This is a genomic window from Nitrospirota bacterium (assembly GCA_020846775.1).
Lineage (GTDB): Bacteria > Nitrospirota > 9FT-COMBO-42-15 > HDB-SIOI813 > HDB-SIOI813 > RBG-16-43-11.
Window position 1 is genome coordinate 1 of the sequence record JADLDG010000022.1, and the last position, 17,544, is coordinate 17,544.

Below are 17,544 nucleotides of genomic sequence, written 5' to 3' on the forward strand. Positions count from 1 at the left end.
CAATTACCGACATTTAGGTATCTGACCTTATTTACAAACATGATAACAGGTCAGAGATATATAATGACAATAAAGCACCACAAACCTCTCTACAATTTCATAATCACTGCAATCTCCATTTTTGTGAGTGAAGCATTAGTCATGCTCATCCTGTCAAATCTCTTTTTTTTCCCAATCCCTTTTTCTATCATGCTCTTAGATGCGTCATTACTCACCTTATTAATAGTTCCAACCCTGTATTTCTCCTTAGTTCGTCCCCTGGAACAGAACATTGAAAAACGCATCCGTACTGAAGAGGAGATTAAACAGGCCAGAAACGAATTAGAAATGAAGGTATTAACACGAACAGTTGATCTTAACAGAACCATTGAGATACTATATCAGGAGATTGCAGAACGTACTCGTGCAGAAGCAGAGTCTTTAAAAACCGCGCTTCGGCTTGAACACCTGCTTCAGTCCGTACCTGCAATTATATATAGCTGCAGGATCGAAGGTGACCAGTTAATACCTAACTATGCTAATTGCAAAACAAATGACTTCATGAAATATAATATTGATGAATGCTTAAATAATCCTGACTGGTGGAAAGATCGTATCCATCCTGATGACCGGGAACATGTGTTATCAATATTATCTAATAGATTATATATGGACAACCACATCAATTACGAATACCGTTTACGGACTCAAGACAACACCTATCGGTGGATACATGACAGTGTGAGATTGATTCGAGATCAGAACGGACAACCTCTGGAGATCGTGGGTTCATGGCTGGATATCACGGAGCGTAAGGAACAGGAAAGTTTTATCAACCATATTGCCTATCACGACGACCTCACGGGCCTTCCAAACAAGAGCAGGCTTATTGCTGACTTTGATCAGATTGTCTCCATCACGTCAAGACAGGGGCTGCATGCTGCCATCTTATATATTGATCTGAATCGCTTCAAGATAATAAATGATACATTGGGGCACACCGTGGGGGATGAAGTGCTGAAGGAGGTGGCATCAAGGCTCAACCGGTTTATTCGAGCCAGGGATACAATGGCCCGCCTTGGTGGAGATGAATTTATCATGATCTTTCCTGAGGTCAACACGACAGAGGATGTATCAAAATTAGTAGACAGGGTATTTGCAGTCCTGGAGCCTCCAATAAAATTAAAAGAACATGAGTATACAGCGACAGCCTCGATAGGCGTAAGCATCTATCCGGAGGATGGCACTGACCTGGAGACCCTGATCCGCAAGGCCGATGCCGCCATGTACAAAGCTAAAGGAGAAAAGCAGAACAGCTGTCAGCTATACACAGCAAATATGCACGTAGTCAGCATTGAAAGGCTTAAGATGGAGGAGAAGCTTCGAAGGGCCTTTGGGAATAATGAGTTTTTACTCCATTATCAACCCCAGCTGGATATCGACAAGGGGGAAATCATTGGTATAGAGGCTCTTGTTCGATGGGATGATCCGAAGCTGGGCCTTATACCACCTGGAAAGTTCATCCCCCTGTCTGAGGAAACAGGGCTGATTATTCCATTAGGTAAATGGATAGCGGAAACGGCCTGCCGGCAGAGTAAAGCATGGCAGGATAAAGGACTGAACCCTGCCGTGATCTCTATTAATGTTTCAAGGCTCCAATTCAAGAAAAAAGACTTTCTGAACTCTATACGTCAAAATATTAATGAGACAGGCATTGATCCAACCCTTCTTGAAATCGAGATTACTGAATCTATCATCATGGATGATGCTGAAACTACCTTCAACTTGCTCAACCAATTAAGGGAGACAGGCGTCAGGATTGCAATAGATGATTTTGGCATTGGTTATTCATCGCTTGCCTATCTTAAGAACATGCCAATAGATATACTCAAGATAGATCAGTCATTTGTAAACAACATAACTGAAGATGAAAATTCCAGGGCAATATGTCATGCAATCATCGCTATGGCTGATAGTCTTCATGTAGATGTAATTGCGGAGGGAGTGGAGACCATGGAGCAATTACTGATGCTGCGCGATCTGAACTGTAAAAAGGTTCAGGGATATCTGATCTCAAAACCTGTACCTGCAAACGATTTTGAACACTTTCTGAATAAAGATTGGCAATTTAGATTAGTCAACTCCTCTACAGGGCCCTATTGTAAATAGCTGTCAATTCAAATCACTCAAGAAGAATCGTATGATGTCCTAATTTCCCTGCAAGATTCCGGCTTCCTGTTTGATGAGTAATGCAACATATGTCATATAAATGCAATTTATATAATGGTGGGTTCTATGAGACCATTGAAAGAAAGGGAAAACTCAGCAATGAGCAATGAGGTCAAAGATCAGGAATGTGATGAGATGCAACTGTATCCATGACCGTCCTGCCATCGGATTCCCAGCCGCCTATCAGATAGATAGTATCTTCCACTGATTCAACACCCATAGCTGCACGCGGCTTGTCTATATCAGAGGGCCTCTGCCACGATTTATTGCCCTTATCATACCATGCGACCCTTGAATGAATTCCATCCGTACTGTAGCCGCCAAAAATGTGTAATTTACCTTTGTGTATACAAATACCGTGTGCAGCGGCAGGCCATGGAAGTGAGAAGCCATTTTCTTTCGACCATGAATTACTGGCAGGATCATATGTGTCAATCAGATCATATTCAGTAAGACTTTTCCCTGTAAATGCTACTCCGCCTGTTGCCAGTATCTTATTTCCTGACAAGGCACCTTTTAGAGCAAATCTTGGAACTGGCAGCGGTGCAATTTCTATCCATCGCCCTTCAGAGACGTTTAATCTCTCACAGAACGAAAAGCCAGGATCCTTTGAAGGGCCTCCCTCTGTCGCATCCGGATGATGCCCCCCCATAATATAGATATCATTACCTGACACGGCAACACCGGGATAGTCATGAGGCATAATCATATCAGGTCCCGTCTCCCAACTGTCTTCTGCGGGATCATATATCTCTACTGTGGCAAGGAATTTAAATTTGCCATCAGGTTTTTTATATCCACCGCCAATGACATAAACCTTCTCTCCAATCAGGGCTGCTGCAGCGCCTGAACGATGGGTCGGCATCGTCCTTCCCCACGACCATTCATCTCTTGCAGGATCATATATCTCTACAGTATCAAGACTAAGGAAATTAGGACCTCCTCCTCCAAACACATATATTTTACCTTGATATGATACAGTAGCAGGATGAGATCGGGCTGTGCACAAGGATTTCTTAATTTTCCACATGATACGCTATATTATTAAATGTATGTTAAATGGTCAACAGATAATTTCACTGGATTCACGAATTATTAAAAAGGGACGGCAATTATTTATCAAGGAAGATCTTAAGACTCTTGTGAGTCTTAGGATGCCTGAGTTTTCTCATCGCCTTGGTCTCAATCTGGCTGACTCTCTCACGATTTATTTTTAACTTTTTTGCAATCTCTTCCATGGAATACCGTTTTGATTCACCTATTCCAAACTTCATTCTAAGTACTTTTTCCTCCTTAGGCGAAAGAACCGACAGGGCTTCATCAAGCTCATTCATGAGCTCATCACTTATAATATCATCGGCAGGCGATGCCTGTTCCTTATCCTCCACAAAATCTGAAATTGTACTTTCCCCATCCTCACCTGCAGGCGTTTCAAGAGAGACTTCTTTGTGAATCATAGCCATTAGTCCTGTAATCTTCTCAACTGGCAGGCCCATCTTTTCTGAGAGTTCTTCCGGTGTTGGCTCTCTGCCGTTTTCCTGAATAAATCTCACGGAGGTCCGCATCATTTTGTTTATCTTAGACAAGATATGTGCCGGAATATTTAACGAGGTAGCTGACAGCAGGGCAGATTTCATAATATATTGCTTTATCCACCATGTAGCATAGGTAGAAAATCTGTAACCCTTTCTGTAATCAAACTTATCCACTGCCCTCATAAGTCCGATATTACCCTCCTGGATAAGGTCCATAAGCTGAGCATCATTCATGGAATACTTTCTTGCAATATCTGCTGCAAGCCTGAGGTTTGCCCTGATGAACCTGTCTTTAACCTCCTGCATTTTATTCTCATGATCGTCAATCAAGGACATTGTCTCTTTGAATGTTTCTTCACCTGATTGCCTTTCACCCCTGATCCTTTCTACTGTCTTTTCAATTATCCCCGTGAGCCTGTCTGCATCAAGGATACGGTATTTAAGTGAGCCGTTGTCCCTCCCGCCTTCGATGAGATCAATAATCTCATCTGTAATTTTCAATAAATCATCTCCGGTTACTTCGTCGTCAGGCAGAGATTCTGAAACTAAATTAGTTCCTTCTTCTTTGCGTTCAGACATCTTCAGAAGATCCCGCCTCAACTTGAATATCTCCTCCGTCAGTACTCCCGAATCTAATAATTCTTGTAAGATGGCAATGCGGTGATCTTCCATGGATCTTGCAAGCTCAATTTCCTCCTCCGCTGTCAGCAGAGGTACAGCGCGAATCTTTTCTAAATATGTTTTTACAGTATCAGAAGATTTCATGTCACAATATATTATATCAGATTCATTATAATAGGAGGTTGTAATAGAAATTACAATGGGTTATAGTAATCTTACACATGAAAGGAGGTCTTAAGATGAATAGAAAACCTGTGCCCTGGAGGGGGCCTTCAGAGATTTCGCGTATGGCAAAAGAAATGGAGCGTTTTGCAGAGGATTCCTTTGGACGTGGTTGGGGACAACGCGGCATGCCTTTTTTACGCCGCTGGCAGGCATTAAAGAGGGCAGAAGAATGGGCAGCGGCTCCTAAGGTTGATGTCTACGAAGAGGATAATGATGTGGTAATCAAGACCGAGGTTCCCGGCATGGATAAAGATGAGATTGAGATATCACTGGAGGGAAACACTCTCACCCTGAAAGGAGAGAAGAAAAAGGAAGAAAAGATCGAGGATAAGGACTATTCTTACAGTGAGCGATATTTCGGAAGTTTCACACGAACGATTGAACTTCCTGCCGATGTGCAGGCCGACAAGGTTACAGCAGCGCTTAAGAATGGCGTACTTAATATAAGATTACCCAAGGTAGAATCTGCGAAGAAGAAAGAAGTAAAGATCAAGGTTGATTAGTTTCTTTATATGTCTATGAAACGATCACCACTTTACGAAATACATAAATCCATCGGTGTTTCATTCACTGAATTCAATGGCTGGGAGATACCGGCACATTACGGAGACCCTGAGACAGAACACCTTGCGGTCAGAAGCAATGCCGGCATGATGGATTTTACCCATAGGGGAAAGATCCGTATCTCAGGCAAAGACAGAACAAAGTTTCTGCAGAATATCCTTTCGCAGGACATAAACAAGTTAACACCTGGGACAGGCGGACATGCCGCCCTTTTAAACACTAAAGGACACATGCTTGCCTATATGCGGATATACAGTGATGAGAGTGCATTCCTTATTGACACAGAATCCGGCCAGTCAGATAAGATTATACAAATACTCAATCGCTATCTGTTCAGGGAAGAGGTTAAGATAGAGGATGTCACACTGAAAAATGGTCTTATAACGGTGCAAGGTCCACACTCGAGGGATATTATATCCAGGATAAGCGGAGCGGATATTAATGAAATGGAAGAATGCAGCAACATTAACCTCACCATAAAGGACATAAACTGCAGGCTTGTTAAGGCTACATATACGGGAGAAGAAGGTTATGGCATCTATACCCCATGGGATAGTCTTCAGAATGTCTGGGAAGCCGTACTTATGCCATCATCTTCAGGGGCCGGCGGAATAATACCGGCCGGTCATGACGCATATAACTCCCTACGCATCGAGGCTGGAATCCCTGTATATTCTATTGATATGGATGAGGATACAATACCTATTGAGGCCAATCTTGATAATGCAATCAGCTACACAAAGGGCTGCTATATAGGTCAGGAGACGATCGCCCGAATTAATTTCAAGGGTCATGTAAACAGGAAGCTGACAGGATTTACGGTCCATCCGGGGACCGGAATAAATCATGTTACCGAAGGCAGAATTATAGTGCACAAAGGGGACCGGATATACGCTGTTACGGAAAACACTGAAAATAGCATAGGCATAATTACAAGCGCCTGCTTTTCTCCAACTCTCAACGATGTTATAGCGATTGGTTATTTACGTATGAAATATTGTGAACCGGGCACCGAAGTTAGAATAGACAGTAGTTCTCATCAGATTTCTGCAGTAGTCACCGTCATACCATTTTACACAAATAAGCAAAACTCCCATAGTTAACATCAGCTCATAAAAAAACAATTGACAAAACATCTGTAAGATGTTAAAAGATTGGGTTATTTCAAGTGAGGAAAAAGTCGCATGGTGGAGAACAGCGATAATGAAAAGTACCGTTATGTTCGCCAGGTAGGGCTTTATACCGGAATCCCTGTTCTTCTTGTGGCAGGGCCCGCAATAGGCTTCTTCATAGGAAATTACTTGGATAAAAAGCTGGGTACAGACCCGTGGTTTATGATCTTCTTCATCGTAGTTGGCTTTGTTGCCAGCATTAGACAGACCATAGAGTTCATTACGAGGGCAAGTAATAGAAAATAATATGGAAAGAAACTTCTTAAAAAGATCTATTCGGGCATCTGTAATAGTTACAGTAATACTCTTCCCTTTTACACTCTACTATTTTGGAATTCATACAGGATGGGGGTTTGTGGCAGGGTCGGCATGGAACATCGTTAATGTATATCTGTTGTCCCAGGTGGTCATTAACCTTATTACCCCACATCCGTCTAATAAGAAACTGGGGGCGGTGGCAGGCATATTAAAGTTTCCGGTCCTTTATGGTATAGGATATGTAATCTTAAGCTATACTAACCCATCAGTCTATGGTATTATGGCCGGGTTTACTCTCATACTCGGAATTATTTTATTGAAGGCAATAGGGATCTATTACCTGAACATTTCTTATCAGGGGAAGAAGAGTTATGGAAGCAGCTAACAGCGCACACGGCGGCGGAGCGCCTGAAGTAGCAAATATTATCACTTTACTTAATAGTTATTTCCATGAGTCATCCATAGTCTCTTTTCTGCACCACTGGGAAAATCCGGTTTTCTCTGTCATCATTATTACAGGACTTGTTATTGTAGCAAGAATGGCAGCAAGAAAGAGGGCTTTGATCCCTGGCAAACTTCAGAATTTTGTTGAGTTCGCACTTGAGAGCCTTGATAATCTCTCAAATGAAGTCATCGGTCATCATGGAAGACATTATGCTCCTTTCATAGGCACACTTTTTATCTATATATTAGTCATGAATTTGAGCGGACTTATCCCGTTTTTTAAGTCTCCATCCTCAAGTCTTAACACAACAATAGGTCTTGCAGTAATAGTATTCATCTATGTACAGTACACGGGCCTGAGAAGGCTTGGGCCCGGAGGATATATCTTTCATCTCCTTGGACAGCCAAGAGATGTTATGGGGTGGGTATTTGTGCCCTTGATGCTTCCACTGCATGTGATCGAGGAATTCATTAAGCCAATGAGCCTTTCTCTCCGACTTTTTGGAAACGTCTTTGGAGAAGATGTTCTTATTGGTGCATTTGTTACAATGGGTATTTTGGCATTGAGTTTTGTGGGAAGCCCGATTGGCATTCCACTTCAGATACCATTTATGCTCCTTGCAATAATAACAGGTACCATTCAGGCACTGGTCTTTACACTTTTGAGTACTGTTTATATATCATTGATGCTGCCGCATGAGGAGCATTAGAACATCAACGTAAGAAAGGAGGAGTAAAACAATGGATTTTCAAACAAGTTTAGGATTAGCGCTTCCAATAGGGGTAGGATTAGCGGCTATTGGTTCAGGTCTTGGTCTCGGCAGGGCTGTAGGTTCTGCCATGGAGGCTATGGGAAGACAGCCTGAGGCTGCCGGTAAGATCCAGACTGCAATGGTTATCGGTGCAGCATTCATCGAGGCATTGACCATCTATGCACTTCTGACAGTCTTTATTTTCCAGGGCAAGCTTGGCGGATAAATAGAGATATAAGGGGAGATACTTTGAATCTTGAAATACAACAGATACTGACTCAGGCGCTTGGTTTTCTTGTACTCCTTTTTATCCTGAAGAAGATAGCCTGGAAGCCTCTACTCTCCCTCCTCGATGAAAGGAGGGAGAAGATATTATCTGAATTCCAGTCCATTGAGCGTACGAAGTCTGAACTCTCAAGGTTGGAGCAGGAATATAAGGCCAGACTCGCAGAGATAGACGCACAGGCAAGGCAGAAGATTCAGGAGGCAATCGCTGAAGGCCATCAGATTGCAGTGGATGTACAGGAAAAGGCACGGGAAGAGGCAAAAAATATCCTTAACAAGGCAAAGGATAACATTGATTTAGAGATCGCCAAGGCACGGGTCGAGCTGCGGAATCAGGTCGTTTCCCTTGCAATAAGTGCTGCTGAGAAAGTTATAAAAGAGGAACTCTCGGATGAACGTCATAAGCGCCTCGTAAATGAGTTTATTGATGAGGCAGGTCAGCTAAGGTGAGAAAAAGGATAATTTCTGAGAGATATGCCAGTGCCCTCCTGAATGTTGCCAGGAAGAGGGAGACAGCAGATCGGGTCTTTGATAACCTGGAAAATCTCAAACAGTTGATTTCAGAAAATGTCTCATTGCGGATATTTCTTGAGAGCCCTCACATTACACAGGAAGACAAGATGGCCTTTATAAAAAAGGTCTTCAGTGAGTCTTTTGATGAAACAGCTATGAACTTTCTTTTATTACTTGTTAAGAAATACAGACTGAAATTCCTTACAGAGATCATCGAGGAGTATGAAAGACTTTATGACATAGTAAGGTCTGTTCAGAAGACGGATGTTATATCGGCATATCCATTAGACGATGAGACCGTCGCAAGGCTGCGGACTGCAATAGAATATTCAATGAAGAAATCTGTAAAGTTGTGTTTCTATGTAGACCCTAAGATATTGGGTGGTGTTATTATTAAGACCCCTAATCTTATTATTGACGGGAGTATACGTAGAAAGCTGAATGACCTCAGCTACGCTATGACTTCGTTGAAGGTGTAGATAAGAATATATATTTGATGTTTGACATGTATTCATCTCTTCCTGGATTTATTTCAGGATCTCACAAGATGCCGGAACAGGAGATTCTGAAATGAGTTCAGAATAACGGGAATGGGAATATTCCCGGATGAATCTGGAAGGATAAAGGAGAAAAAGCTATGGCATTGAGACCGGAAGAAGTTAGCTCAATCATTCAGATGGAGTTAGAGAGATTCCAGACAGATCTCCATATGGAGAGTGTCGGAACCGTGCTGCAGGTTGGAGACGGTATTGCAAGGATTTATGGACTGGAAGATGCAATGGCCGGAGAACTTCTTGAATTCCCAGGCAACGTAATGGGGATGATCTTTAACCTTGAAGAAGACAATGTCGGAGCCATCCTCTTCGGCGAGGATGCCATGATCAAGGAGGGTGACACGGTCAAAAGGACGGGCAATATAGCCCGTATACCAGTTGGCGACGCTATGATCGGCAGGGTCGTTGACGCCCTTGGAAGGCCTATAGATGACAAAGGACCTATTGTTACAGACAGGTTCCGCCCTATTGAAGGAAAGGCCCCAAACGTCGTACAGAGACAGCCTGTGGTTGAACCTGTCCAGACAGGTATTAAGGCAGTTGACGGCATGATCCCAATCGGAAGGGGACAGAGAGAGCTTATCATCGGAGACAGACAGACTGGAAAGACTGCTGTACTTCTTGACACAATAATTAATCAGAAGGGAACCGGTGTAATCTGCATCTATGTGGCAATAGGACAGAAGGCATCAAACGTTTCCGCCGTAGTGGAGATTCTCACCAAGCACGGCGCTATGGATTACACCATTGTAGTTTCAGCAACGGCAGATAATGCTGCCTCCCTTCAGTACATAGCCCCGTATACTGGCTGCGCTATTGGTGAAGACTTTATGTATAACGGCAGGCATGTAGTTGTTATGTATGACGACCTCTCAAAGCATGCCCAGGCTTACCGTCAGTTGTCGCTCCTGCTAAGACGCCCGCCGGGAAGAGAGGCATATCCCGGAGACGTATTCTACCTTCACTCCAGACTGCTTGAGAGGGCGGCAAAACTGAAAGATGAACTCGGCGGCGGATCTTTAACTGCGCTTCCGATCATAGAGACACAGGCAGGCGACGTATCTGCATATATACCTACAAATGTTATTTCGATTACAGACGGTCAGATTTACCTTGAAGCGGATCTTTTCTATGCAGGTGTGAAGCCGGCTATTAACGTTGGTCTGTCAGTCTCCAGGGTCGGTGGAAACGCTCAGACAAAGGCAATGAAAAAGGTTGCAGGGAGCCTTCGTCTTAACCTCGCTCAATACAGGGCGCTTGCAGCGTTTGCCCAGTTCAGTTCAGACCTTGATAAGGCCACTCAGGACCAGTTGACCAGGGGTGAAAGAATGGTGGAGATACTGAAGCAGGACCAGTATGAACCACTATCTTTAGCAAAGCAGGTCATGATCATCTTTGTCGGAACCAGGGGTTTTCTCGATGACATACCGGCGCATGACGTCCGTGCATTTGAAAAAGAATTTCATGCATATATGGAAAAAGAATATCCTGACGTGGCTCATGAAATAGAAAAGACCAAGGTCCTTTCAGACGAAACAGGAAAGAAGATAACTTCTGCTGTAGAAAAGTTAAAGGCACGGTGGGAAAAATAGGTTTTTTATGCTGACTATACGACAAATCAGACGGAAGATTGTAGCCTCTCAGAAGACGAAGCAGATCACCCGCACCATGCAGATGGTGGCAGCAGCAAGGGTCAAAAAATCGGAAGGAAGGCTGGTACAGGCAAAGCCATACGCTAATAAGCTGGAAGAACTATTAAAGAGATTGTCCGCAACAGGAGAGTTCAGTCATCCATTCTTTGAAACAAGAGAAATAAAGAATGTCTGCCTTGTTATCATAACCAGCGACAGAGGCCTCTGCGGTTCATATAATGCTAATATCATCCTGAAGGCAGAGTCTTTTTTAAGGAGCCAGGATAAAAATGTCAAATTGTTCCTGATTGGCAAGAAGGGGTTTGACTATTTCAGGAAAAGAAGCTGGGAGATACTTGACAAGGTTACAGACATCAGCGGCAAACTGGACTATAAAAGGATTGAGGATATTACCAACAAGTTAATCGGTTATTATCTGTCAGGCCAGGTTGACGAGATACAACTGCTCTACACATCCTTCCGGTCTTTAATGTCATATAAAACAACGATGGATAAATTTCTTAAAATAGAAAGCCCTGCCAGTAAAGATGACGATAAGGCAGTGCAATATATCTTTGAACCAGACGTAAACGGGATATTCGAAAAACTGCTGCCTAAATATGTAACTACCAAGATATACATATCCCTTGCACAGTCATTTACGTCAGAGAATGCATCAAGGATGATGGCAATGAAACTTGCAACTGACAATGCCGTCGAGATGATAGATAAGCTGACCCTCATGCGTAACAAGGCGCGTCAGGCCGCAATTACTAAAGAGATTACGGAAATTGTTACGAGTGTAGAGGCCTTAAAATAAGCAAGGAGGTATTAGTATCATGAACTACGGTACAATAGTACAGGTTATAGGACCCACAGTGGATGTGCGCTTCCCGCAGGAAACCCTACCCTCGATCCTGAATGCATTAAAGATCGAGGATAAGGAAAAGGGGATCAACCTCGTGGTTGAAGTCGCACAGCACGTTGGAAATGATATTGTGAGATGTATTGCCATGTCATCAACAGACGGGCTTGTAAGGGGTATGAGGGTGCTGAATACAGGGGCGCCAATATCCGTTCCGGTTGATGAGCAGACACTCGGCAGAATATTCAATCTACTCGGGGAAGCGATTGATGAAAAGGGGCCTATACCCCGTCCTGAAAAACGGTGGCCGATACACAGACCGAGTCCTGCATTTGAGGAACAGGTTCCGGTCACATCAATTCTCGAAACAGGGATAAAGGTTGTTGATCTCCTGGCTCCTTACGCAAAGGGAGGCAAAATTGGTCTCTTTGGCGGTGCCGGCGTCGGAAAGACAGTTCTCATCATGGAACTGATCAGAAATATTGCAACAGAACATGGAGGCTACTCAGTCTTCGCAGGTGTTGGTGAGAGGACCAGGGAGGGAAACGACCTCTACCTTGAGATGAGTGAATCCGGCGTTATTAACAAGACCTCTCTTGTTTTTGGTCAGATGAACGAACCACCCGGAGCAAGGTTGAGGGTAGCTCTGGGCGCACTTACGATAGCAGAATACTTCAGGGATGAGATGAATCAGGACGTGCTCCTGTTCATTGACAATATATTCAGATTCGTTCAGGCAGGCGCTGAAGTGTCTGCACTCCTCGGCAGGATGCCTTCAGCAGTCGGATATCAGCCAAGCCTTGGAACAGAGATGGGTGAGCTTCAGGAGAGGATTACCTCAACAAAGAAAGGTTCTATCACATCAGTGCAGGCAATCTACGTTCCTGCAGACGATATTACAGATCCTGCACCGGCAACTACATTTACACATCTTGATGCAACAACCGTCTTGTCCAGACAGATCTCGGAACTCGGCATCTACCCTGCCGTGGATCCGCTCGACTCTACATCACGCATAATGGATCCGAGGATTATCGGGGATGATCACTATAATATTGCGAGATCAATTCAGAAGATATTACAGAGATATAAAGACCTTCAGGATATTATTGCCATCCTTGGTATGGACGAACTCTCTGAAGAAGACAAACTGACTGTTAACCGCGCAAGGAAGATCCAGAAATATCTGTCCCAGCCATTCTTTGTAGCAGAGGCATTTACCGGATCTCCCGGCAAATATGTTAAACTGCAGGATACGATCAAAGGCTTTAAGATGATCATTGATGGTCAGATGGATGATATCCCGGAGCAGGCATTCTATATGGTTGGTGCAATAGAAGAGGTATTTGAAAAGGCCGAGAAACTTAAGGCAGGGGTTTAGCGGGGGATAAGTGGCAAAGAATTTCAAACTGGTAATTGTGACACCTGAAAATATCATATTTGACGGCGAGGTATCTTCCATCGTTGCCCCTGGCGACCTGGGATACCTCGGCATCCTCGCAGACCATGCACCGATCATTACAAGTCTGACAGCAGGAAAACTTGAAATAACCGATTCAAACGGCTCAAAGAACACCATGATGATTAATGGCGGTTTCATGGAGGTCGTGAAAAATATCGCCACAATCCTTGTTGACTCTATGCCTGAAAAAGGGCAGGCATAGCTGCTTCTCTTTTTAAATGGCTTTATTCTTCATGGGTAAAACTCCTGATGATATACCCGCCAGATTTCTCGTCGAACTCAAGTTCAAGAAGTTTCAGGTCCCGGGCCGCCTCCAGAAGTTTACCGAATGTCTGAAAACCATGATACGCCTCGCTAAAACCCGGGTTTCGGCGCTTAATAGCCTGTTTTACCATGGAGCCCCATACCTTTTCTTCTTCTCCACGTTCCTCAAACAGGGCCTCTACGGTCCCCATGACCAGATCCAATCCTTCCTGCCTGCGCTCATCCTTAGTCTTGGTGACGGTATTGGGCGCAGTCTTCTTCTTTGAACGCAGCAGCCTGGCCTTACGCCGCTTCTCAGTCTCGCGTACGAGGTCGTCGTAAAAAATAAACTCATCACAATTTGAGATTAAAAGGTCCGATGTTGCCTTTTTTACACCAACTCCAATGACTATTTTATTGTTCTCACGCAGTTTACTTACCAGAGCCGAAAAATCAGAATCGCCGCTGATAATGACAAAGGTATCAACATGGGCTTTTGTATAGCAAAGATCAAGGGCATCCACAACCATGCGAATATCAGCCGAGTTCTTCCCTGACTGGCGAACATGTGGGATTTCGATCAGCTCAAATGCCGCCTCGTGCATGGTCTTTTTAAATTCCCTGTAACGCTCCCAGTCACAATAGGCCTTCTTAACAACAATACTCCCCTTGAGAAGGAGTCGCTCAAGCACCTTTTGTATATCAAACGCCTCATATTTGGCATCGCGCACCCCCAGTGCTACATTTTCAAGATCGCAAAACAACGCCATATTTTCCGTTTTAGACTTAACAGTCATATCCACCCGCTTTGATATATTAGATTGATTTTATATCATATCATGCGTCGTTATTCAAACATAAACTCGCTGCCCTGATATTTTCTTTACTTTTTTTGCATATTCAATAATAATGAGGGATTATTTTATTCATAACATTAACAGGAGATTATATGAATTCTTTATTTAAATTATTTTTGATAATTACCATAGGGTTGTCTTTACCTTCTCTACTCCTTCCAATATCATATACATTTGCAGGATGTACGCCTGTTGTTAAAATAATTTCCTCAGTGCCGGCCGACAGATCAAAAGGGATAGACCCATCAGCGCCCATTATTATTACATGGGATAAGACTGCCGACAACCTCGCCGGAGGTACATATGACTATAAACCCATGCTGGAGTCTTTGAACATTGCAGGCGGCAGGTATCTGCTTGGTGTGCTTCTCACTACAGAATGGGGGGCAGGTGGGAAGGTTGTCTGGGATGGTAATAAGGAAACTGTAACACCGGAAGCGCCTCTGGAACCGGGAACGCAGTATAAGATTTGGACTTATACATATACGTCAGGGGCTGAAGCATGTCCTGCCACCGGCGGAGAGCTTGTTTTTGTTACAGCAGGCGAGCCTCCTCAGGATAACAATCCGGTCAGAAAAATTGATATATCCACAATATATCATGGCAATGAACTGGGCGCAGGCAGAATTGAAGGCGATATTACTGCTATCAATGACGAATTGAACATCGTAACAGTTAAAGAGAGCTTTATGAAAAGCATCAATGTGATCCTGTACGATGGACTGATGGCAATGAGAAACGGCAGCTTAGCCCAGCCTTCAAATCTAAAAGTTGGAGATAAGATAACAGGTGATTTCATGGGCGGCCGGTTGTATATGATTACGGCAACGGGAAGAAGCAATGAGTAGAAAGCAATGAGCAATGAGTAGGGTATAGTGAACCAGATACACAGCATTAAAGGTGTTAAAGATGTACTGCCCGATGAATCGGTCGTCTGGCAATACATTCAGCAGAAGGCCCGTGATATATTCAATACCTTTGGTTACAGCGAGATTATTGTTCCCATCATAGAGTTCACAGAACTATTCTCAAGAAGCATCGGTGAAAACACTGACATAGTAGAAAAAGAGATGTACACCTTTGAGGACAGGGATAGCAAAAAGATTACCCTAAGGCCGGAGGGAACCGCATCGGTAGTCAGGGCTTACATTGAACATAACCTTCGCGATTCAGAGCCTTTCTCTAAACTGTACTACATGGGCCCGATGTTCCGCCGTGAAAGACCTCAGGCCGGCCGCTTCAGGCAATTCTTTCAGATCGGAGCAGAGGTCTTCGGAATTGGACACTTCATGATTGATGCAGAAATCCTCCACATGCTGCACATGTTTTTCGGTTCACTGAATATAAAGGGTGTCGAATTACAGATAAACAGCATTGGTTGTCCGCTATGCAGACCTTCCTTCAGGAATGCGCTTAAGGCTTTCTTCACTGACAAAAGGTCTGAATTATGTGATAATTGTCAGAGAAGGTTTGAGTTCAATCCCCTCAGGATACTCGATTGTAAATCCACACATTGTCATGCACTTTCTGAAAAAGCACCTAAGACTCTGGACTATCTGTGCAGTGACTGTCTTTCACATTTCAAGGGAGTGCAGCATTCCCTTGATGCAGCGAGTGTCCCATTTACAAATAATCCCAGGCTCGTCCGTGGGCTTGATTACTATACACAAACAACTTTTGAATTCGTAGGAGGGGCACTTGGCGCTCAAAACGCTGTTGCAGCCGGAGGCAGATACGATAATCTTGTAACAGAACTGGGTGGCCCGTCAACTCCAGCAATAGGTTTTTCTATAGGAATGGAAAGGTTATCCTCACTTTTTGACAGAGTTAACGTCGCTAAGAAGTCTCCATTGGCCTTCCTTGTGGCTCTTGGCGATCAAGCAAGGAAGGAAGCCTTCAATATTATAAACAACTTGCATAAAGAAGGGATCGCAACGGTCATGGATTACAGCGGGGGCAGCCTGAAAAGTCAGATGCGTAAGGCTGATAAACTGAAGTCAGCTCACGTCATTATTATAGGTGATGATGAAATATCACGGGGTGAAGTAGTACTGCGAGATATGGTAAACAAAAGACAGATAGAATTACCCGTAACAGAAATAATTAACAGATTAAAAAATCAGGTCACACGCGAGGGGTAAAATTACTAAGCCTCAATCCTGCCGTCCACAAGTTCCTTCAATTCCTTACCGGCTTTAAAAAATGGGACTCTCTTTTCAGGTACTGAGACGTTCTGCCCGGTCTTGGGATTACGTCCTTCCCGTGTACGTCTCTGTCTGATCCTGAAACTGCCAAATCCTCTTATCTCAATTTTGTCTCCTCCGGCAAGGGCCTCTTTGATACTATCAAAAAGCATGTTAACAATAATTTCTGTCTGCTTCTTAGTGAGTCCATCTGTCTGAAGTGATACCTTTTCGATAAGATCGGTCTTGGTCATATCTTTCTCCTAAAATGACAACATATACTTCATGCTGAATGTCCCATCCCCCACAGTCATCTTTTTTCCGCTGTCTATTAAACCTGTCAGAGAACTGCTTCTTAAAATACGTTCAATAATAGAAACCTTTTTCTTCTTTTCTAAAAGATCCGGTTCTCCCTTAATGCCCGCCAAATCTGCTGTAATCTTTATCGCATCCTGCATGTTTCCAAGTTCATCAACAAGCCCAAGTTTCTTTGCCTGCCTTCCTGTAAATACCCTGCCGTCAGCGATAGGTCTAAGCTCTTCCTTGTTGATTCCGCGGCCTGCAGATACAGCCTCTACAAACTGATCATACGTATCATCAATGACACCCTGCAGCAAGTCCCTCTCTTCCGGCATCATTGTACGGAATAAAGAACCTACATCTTTGAACTTTCCGCTTTTGATGACTACACTCTCAACCCCGACCTTTTTCATAAGACCACTGACATTTGCAAGTTCAAGAATAACCCCGATGCTCCCTGTTACCGAACCTGGATTTGCCACTATTTTATCCGAGGCGCTCGCTATATAATATCCGCCAGATGCCGCAACACTCCCCATAGATGTGACGATTTTCTTTTTACCTTCATCCCTTATTTTAAGTACTTCTGTATATATTTCCTGTGACGGTGCAACAGCCCCTCCGGGACTGTCTATCCTTAGCAAAATGGCCTTTACCGACTTATTATCCCTGTAGTCGCGCAGCTCTTCAATAATATCTTTTGAATCGAGGATTACGCCCTCTATCTTCACAACAGCAATCTTTTCCCCTGTGGAAAGGGAAAAACTGCCTAATCCTGCGGTGATAGCATATGCAGCTATAAATATAAAAAGAGATATGGCAGATAATGAAAGGAAAACAAAGAGTATTGGATGTTTTTTCCTCATGACCGG

20 protein-coding genes are annotated in these 17,544 nt (G+C 43.6%); 15 read left to right on the top strand and 5 right to left on the bottom strand.

Annotated elements, in window-relative coordinates; genetic code table 11:
* Positions 1–63: 63 nt before the first annotated feature.
* On the top strand, positions 64–2,148 hold the full coding sequence (locus IT392_02220) for an EAL domain-containing protein (GenBank protein MCC6543301.1): 2,085 nt from the start codon (positions 64–66) through the stop codon (positions 2,146–2,148).
* A gap of 172 nt (positions 2,149–2,320) precedes the next feature.
* Here the strand turns inward: IT392_02220 and IT392_02225 are convergent, their stop codons facing one another.
* Positions 2,321–3,217, bottom strand: coding sequence for a hypothetical protein (locus IT392_02225; GenBank protein MCC6543302.1), 897 nt, complete (start codon positions 3,215–3,217; stop codon positions 2,321–2,323).
* A gap of 103 nt (positions 3,218–3,320) precedes the next feature.
* Entirely contained in the window at positions 3,321–4,508 is a 1,188-nt protein-coding gene (locus IT392_02230) for a sigma-70 family RNA polymerase sigma factor (protein ID MCC6543303.1), read from the bottom strand.
* Positions 4,509–4,603: 95 nt separating this feature from the next.
* On the opposite strand from IT392_02230, the gene IT392_02235 reads away from it, so the two are divergent.
* The 12 genes from IT392_02235 to atpC all read left to right on the top strand — a co-directional run bounded on the left by IT392_02235 (position 4,604) and on the right by atpC (position 13,291).
* Positions 4,604–5,092 (top strand): Hsp20/alpha crystallin family protein, encoded by a 489-nt coding sequence (locus tag IT392_02235; GenBank protein MCC6543304.1) that lies wholly within the window; start codon positions 4,604–4,606, stop codon positions 5,090–5,092.
* Between the two features lie 9 nt (positions 5,093–5,101).
* Positions 5,102–6,256 (top strand): aminomethyl transferase family protein, encoded by a 1,155-nt coding sequence (locus IT392_02240; protein MCC6543305.1) that lies wholly within the window; start codon positions 5,102–5,104, stop codon positions 6,254–6,256.
* 81 nt (positions 6,257–6,337) lie between these two features.
* A complete protein-coding gene (locus IT392_02245; GenBank protein MCC6543306.1) occupies positions 6,338–6,571 on the top strand; it encodes an AtpZ/AtpI family protein in 234 nt (77 codons plus the stop codon).
* A 1-nt stretch (position 6,572) separates the two neighbouring features.
* Positions 6,573–6,968, top strand: coding sequence for a hypothetical protein (locus IT392_02250; GenBank protein ID MCC6543307.1), 396 nt, complete (start codon positions 6,573–6,575; stop codon positions 6,966–6,968).
* Positions 6,955–7,737: a F0F1 ATP synthase subunit A gene (gene atpB / locus IT392_02255; GenBank protein MCC6543308.1), complete on the top strand. Its 783-nt coding sequence runs from the start codon at positions 6,955–6,957 to the stop codon at positions 7,735–7,737. The genes IT392_02250 and atpB overlap by 14 nt, the downstream gene beginning before the upstream one ends.
* A 31-nt stretch (positions 7,738–7,768) precedes the next feature.
* Positions 7,769–8,005: an ATP synthase F0 subunit C gene (atpE, locus tag IT392_02260; GenBank protein MCC6543309.1), complete on the top strand. Its 237-nt coding sequence runs from the start codon at positions 7,769–7,771 to the stop codon at positions 8,003–8,005.
* Between the two features lie 23 nt (positions 8,006–8,028).
* Positions 8,029–8,514 carry a F0F1 ATP synthase subunit B gene (gene atpF / locus IT392_02265; GenBank protein ID MCC6543310.1) on the top strand — a complete coding sequence of 162 codons (486 nt, stop codon included), beginning with the start codon at positions 8,029–8,031 and terminating at the stop codon, positions 8,512–8,514.
* On the top strand, positions 8,511–9,056 hold the full coding sequence (atpH, locus tag IT392_02270; GenBank protein MCC6543311.1) for an ATP synthase F1 subunit delta: 546 nt from the start codon (positions 8,511–8,513) through the stop codon (positions 9,054–9,056). The genes atpF and atpH overlap by 4 nt, the downstream gene beginning before the upstream one ends.
* 158 nt (positions 9,057–9,214) lie before the next feature.
* Positions 9,215–10,723 carry a F0F1 ATP synthase subunit alpha gene (locus IT392_02275; GenBank protein ID MCC6543312.1) on the top strand — a complete coding sequence of 503 codons (1,509 nt, stop codon included), beginning with the start codon at positions 9,215–9,217 and terminating at the stop codon, positions 10,721–10,723.
* A 7-nt stretch (positions 10,724–10,730) separates the two neighbouring features.
* Positions 10,731–11,582 carry an ATP synthase F1 subunit gamma gene (gene atpG / locus IT392_02280; GenBank protein MCC6543313.1) on the top strand — a complete coding sequence of 284 codons (852 nt, stop codon included), beginning with the start codon at positions 10,731–10,733 and terminating at the stop codon, positions 11,580–11,582.
* A 19-nt stretch (positions 11,583–11,601) separates the two neighbouring features.
* Complete coding sequence (atpD, locus tag IT392_02285) at positions 11,602–13,008, top strand: F0F1 ATP synthase subunit beta (GenBank protein MCC6543314.1); 1,407 nt, start codon at positions 11,602–11,604, stop codon at positions 13,006–13,008.
* A gap of 10 nt (positions 13,009–13,018) precedes the next feature.
* Positions 13,019–13,291 carry an ATP synthase F1 subunit epsilon gene (atpC, locus tag IT392_02290; GenBank protein ID MCC6543315.1) on the top strand — a complete coding sequence of 91 codons (273 nt, stop codon included), beginning with the start codon at positions 13,019–13,021 and terminating at the stop codon, positions 13,289–13,291.
* A 22-nt stretch (positions 13,292–13,313) separates the two neighbouring features.
* Here atpC and IT392_02295 read toward each other — a convergent pair whose 3' ends face one another.
* On the bottom strand, positions 13,314–14,129 hold the full coding sequence (locus IT392_02295) for an NYN domain-containing protein (protein ID MCC6543316.1): 816 nt from the start codon (positions 14,127–14,129) through the stop codon (positions 13,314–13,316).
* 152 nt (positions 14,130–14,281) lie between these two features.
* Here IT392_02295 and IT392_02300 point away from each other — a divergent pair, with 152 nt between their 5' ends.
* Positions 14,282–15,037, top strand: coding sequence for a hypothetical protein (locus tag IT392_02300; GenBank protein ID MCC6543317.1), 756 nt, complete (start codon positions 14,282–14,284; stop codon positions 15,035–15,037).
* A 36-nt stretch (positions 15,038–15,073) separates the two neighbouring features.
* The gene (locus tag IT392_02305) at positions 15,074–16,330 is read left to right on the top strand and encodes a histidine--tRNA ligase (GenBank protein ID MCC6543318.1); all 1,257 of its coding nucleotides are present in this window, start codon (positions 15,074–15,076) and stop codon (positions 16,328–16,330) included.
* Positions 16,331–16,335: 5 nt separating this feature from the next.
* Here IT392_02305 and IT392_02310 read toward each other — a convergent pair whose 3' ends face one another.
* Positions 16,336–16,626, bottom strand: a complete 291-nt coding sequence (locus IT392_02310) for an integration host factor subunit beta (protein ID MCC6543319.1) — start codon at positions 16,624–16,626, stop codon at positions 16,336–16,338.
* A gap of 9 nt (positions 16,627–16,635) precedes the next feature.
* Positions 16,636–17,538: a signal peptide peptidase SppA gene (gene sppA / locus IT392_02315; protein MCC6543320.1), complete on the bottom strand. Its 903-nt coding sequence runs from the start codon at positions 17,536–17,538 to the stop codon at positions 16,636–16,638.
* Between the last annotated feature and the right edge of the window lie 6 nt (positions 17,539–17,544).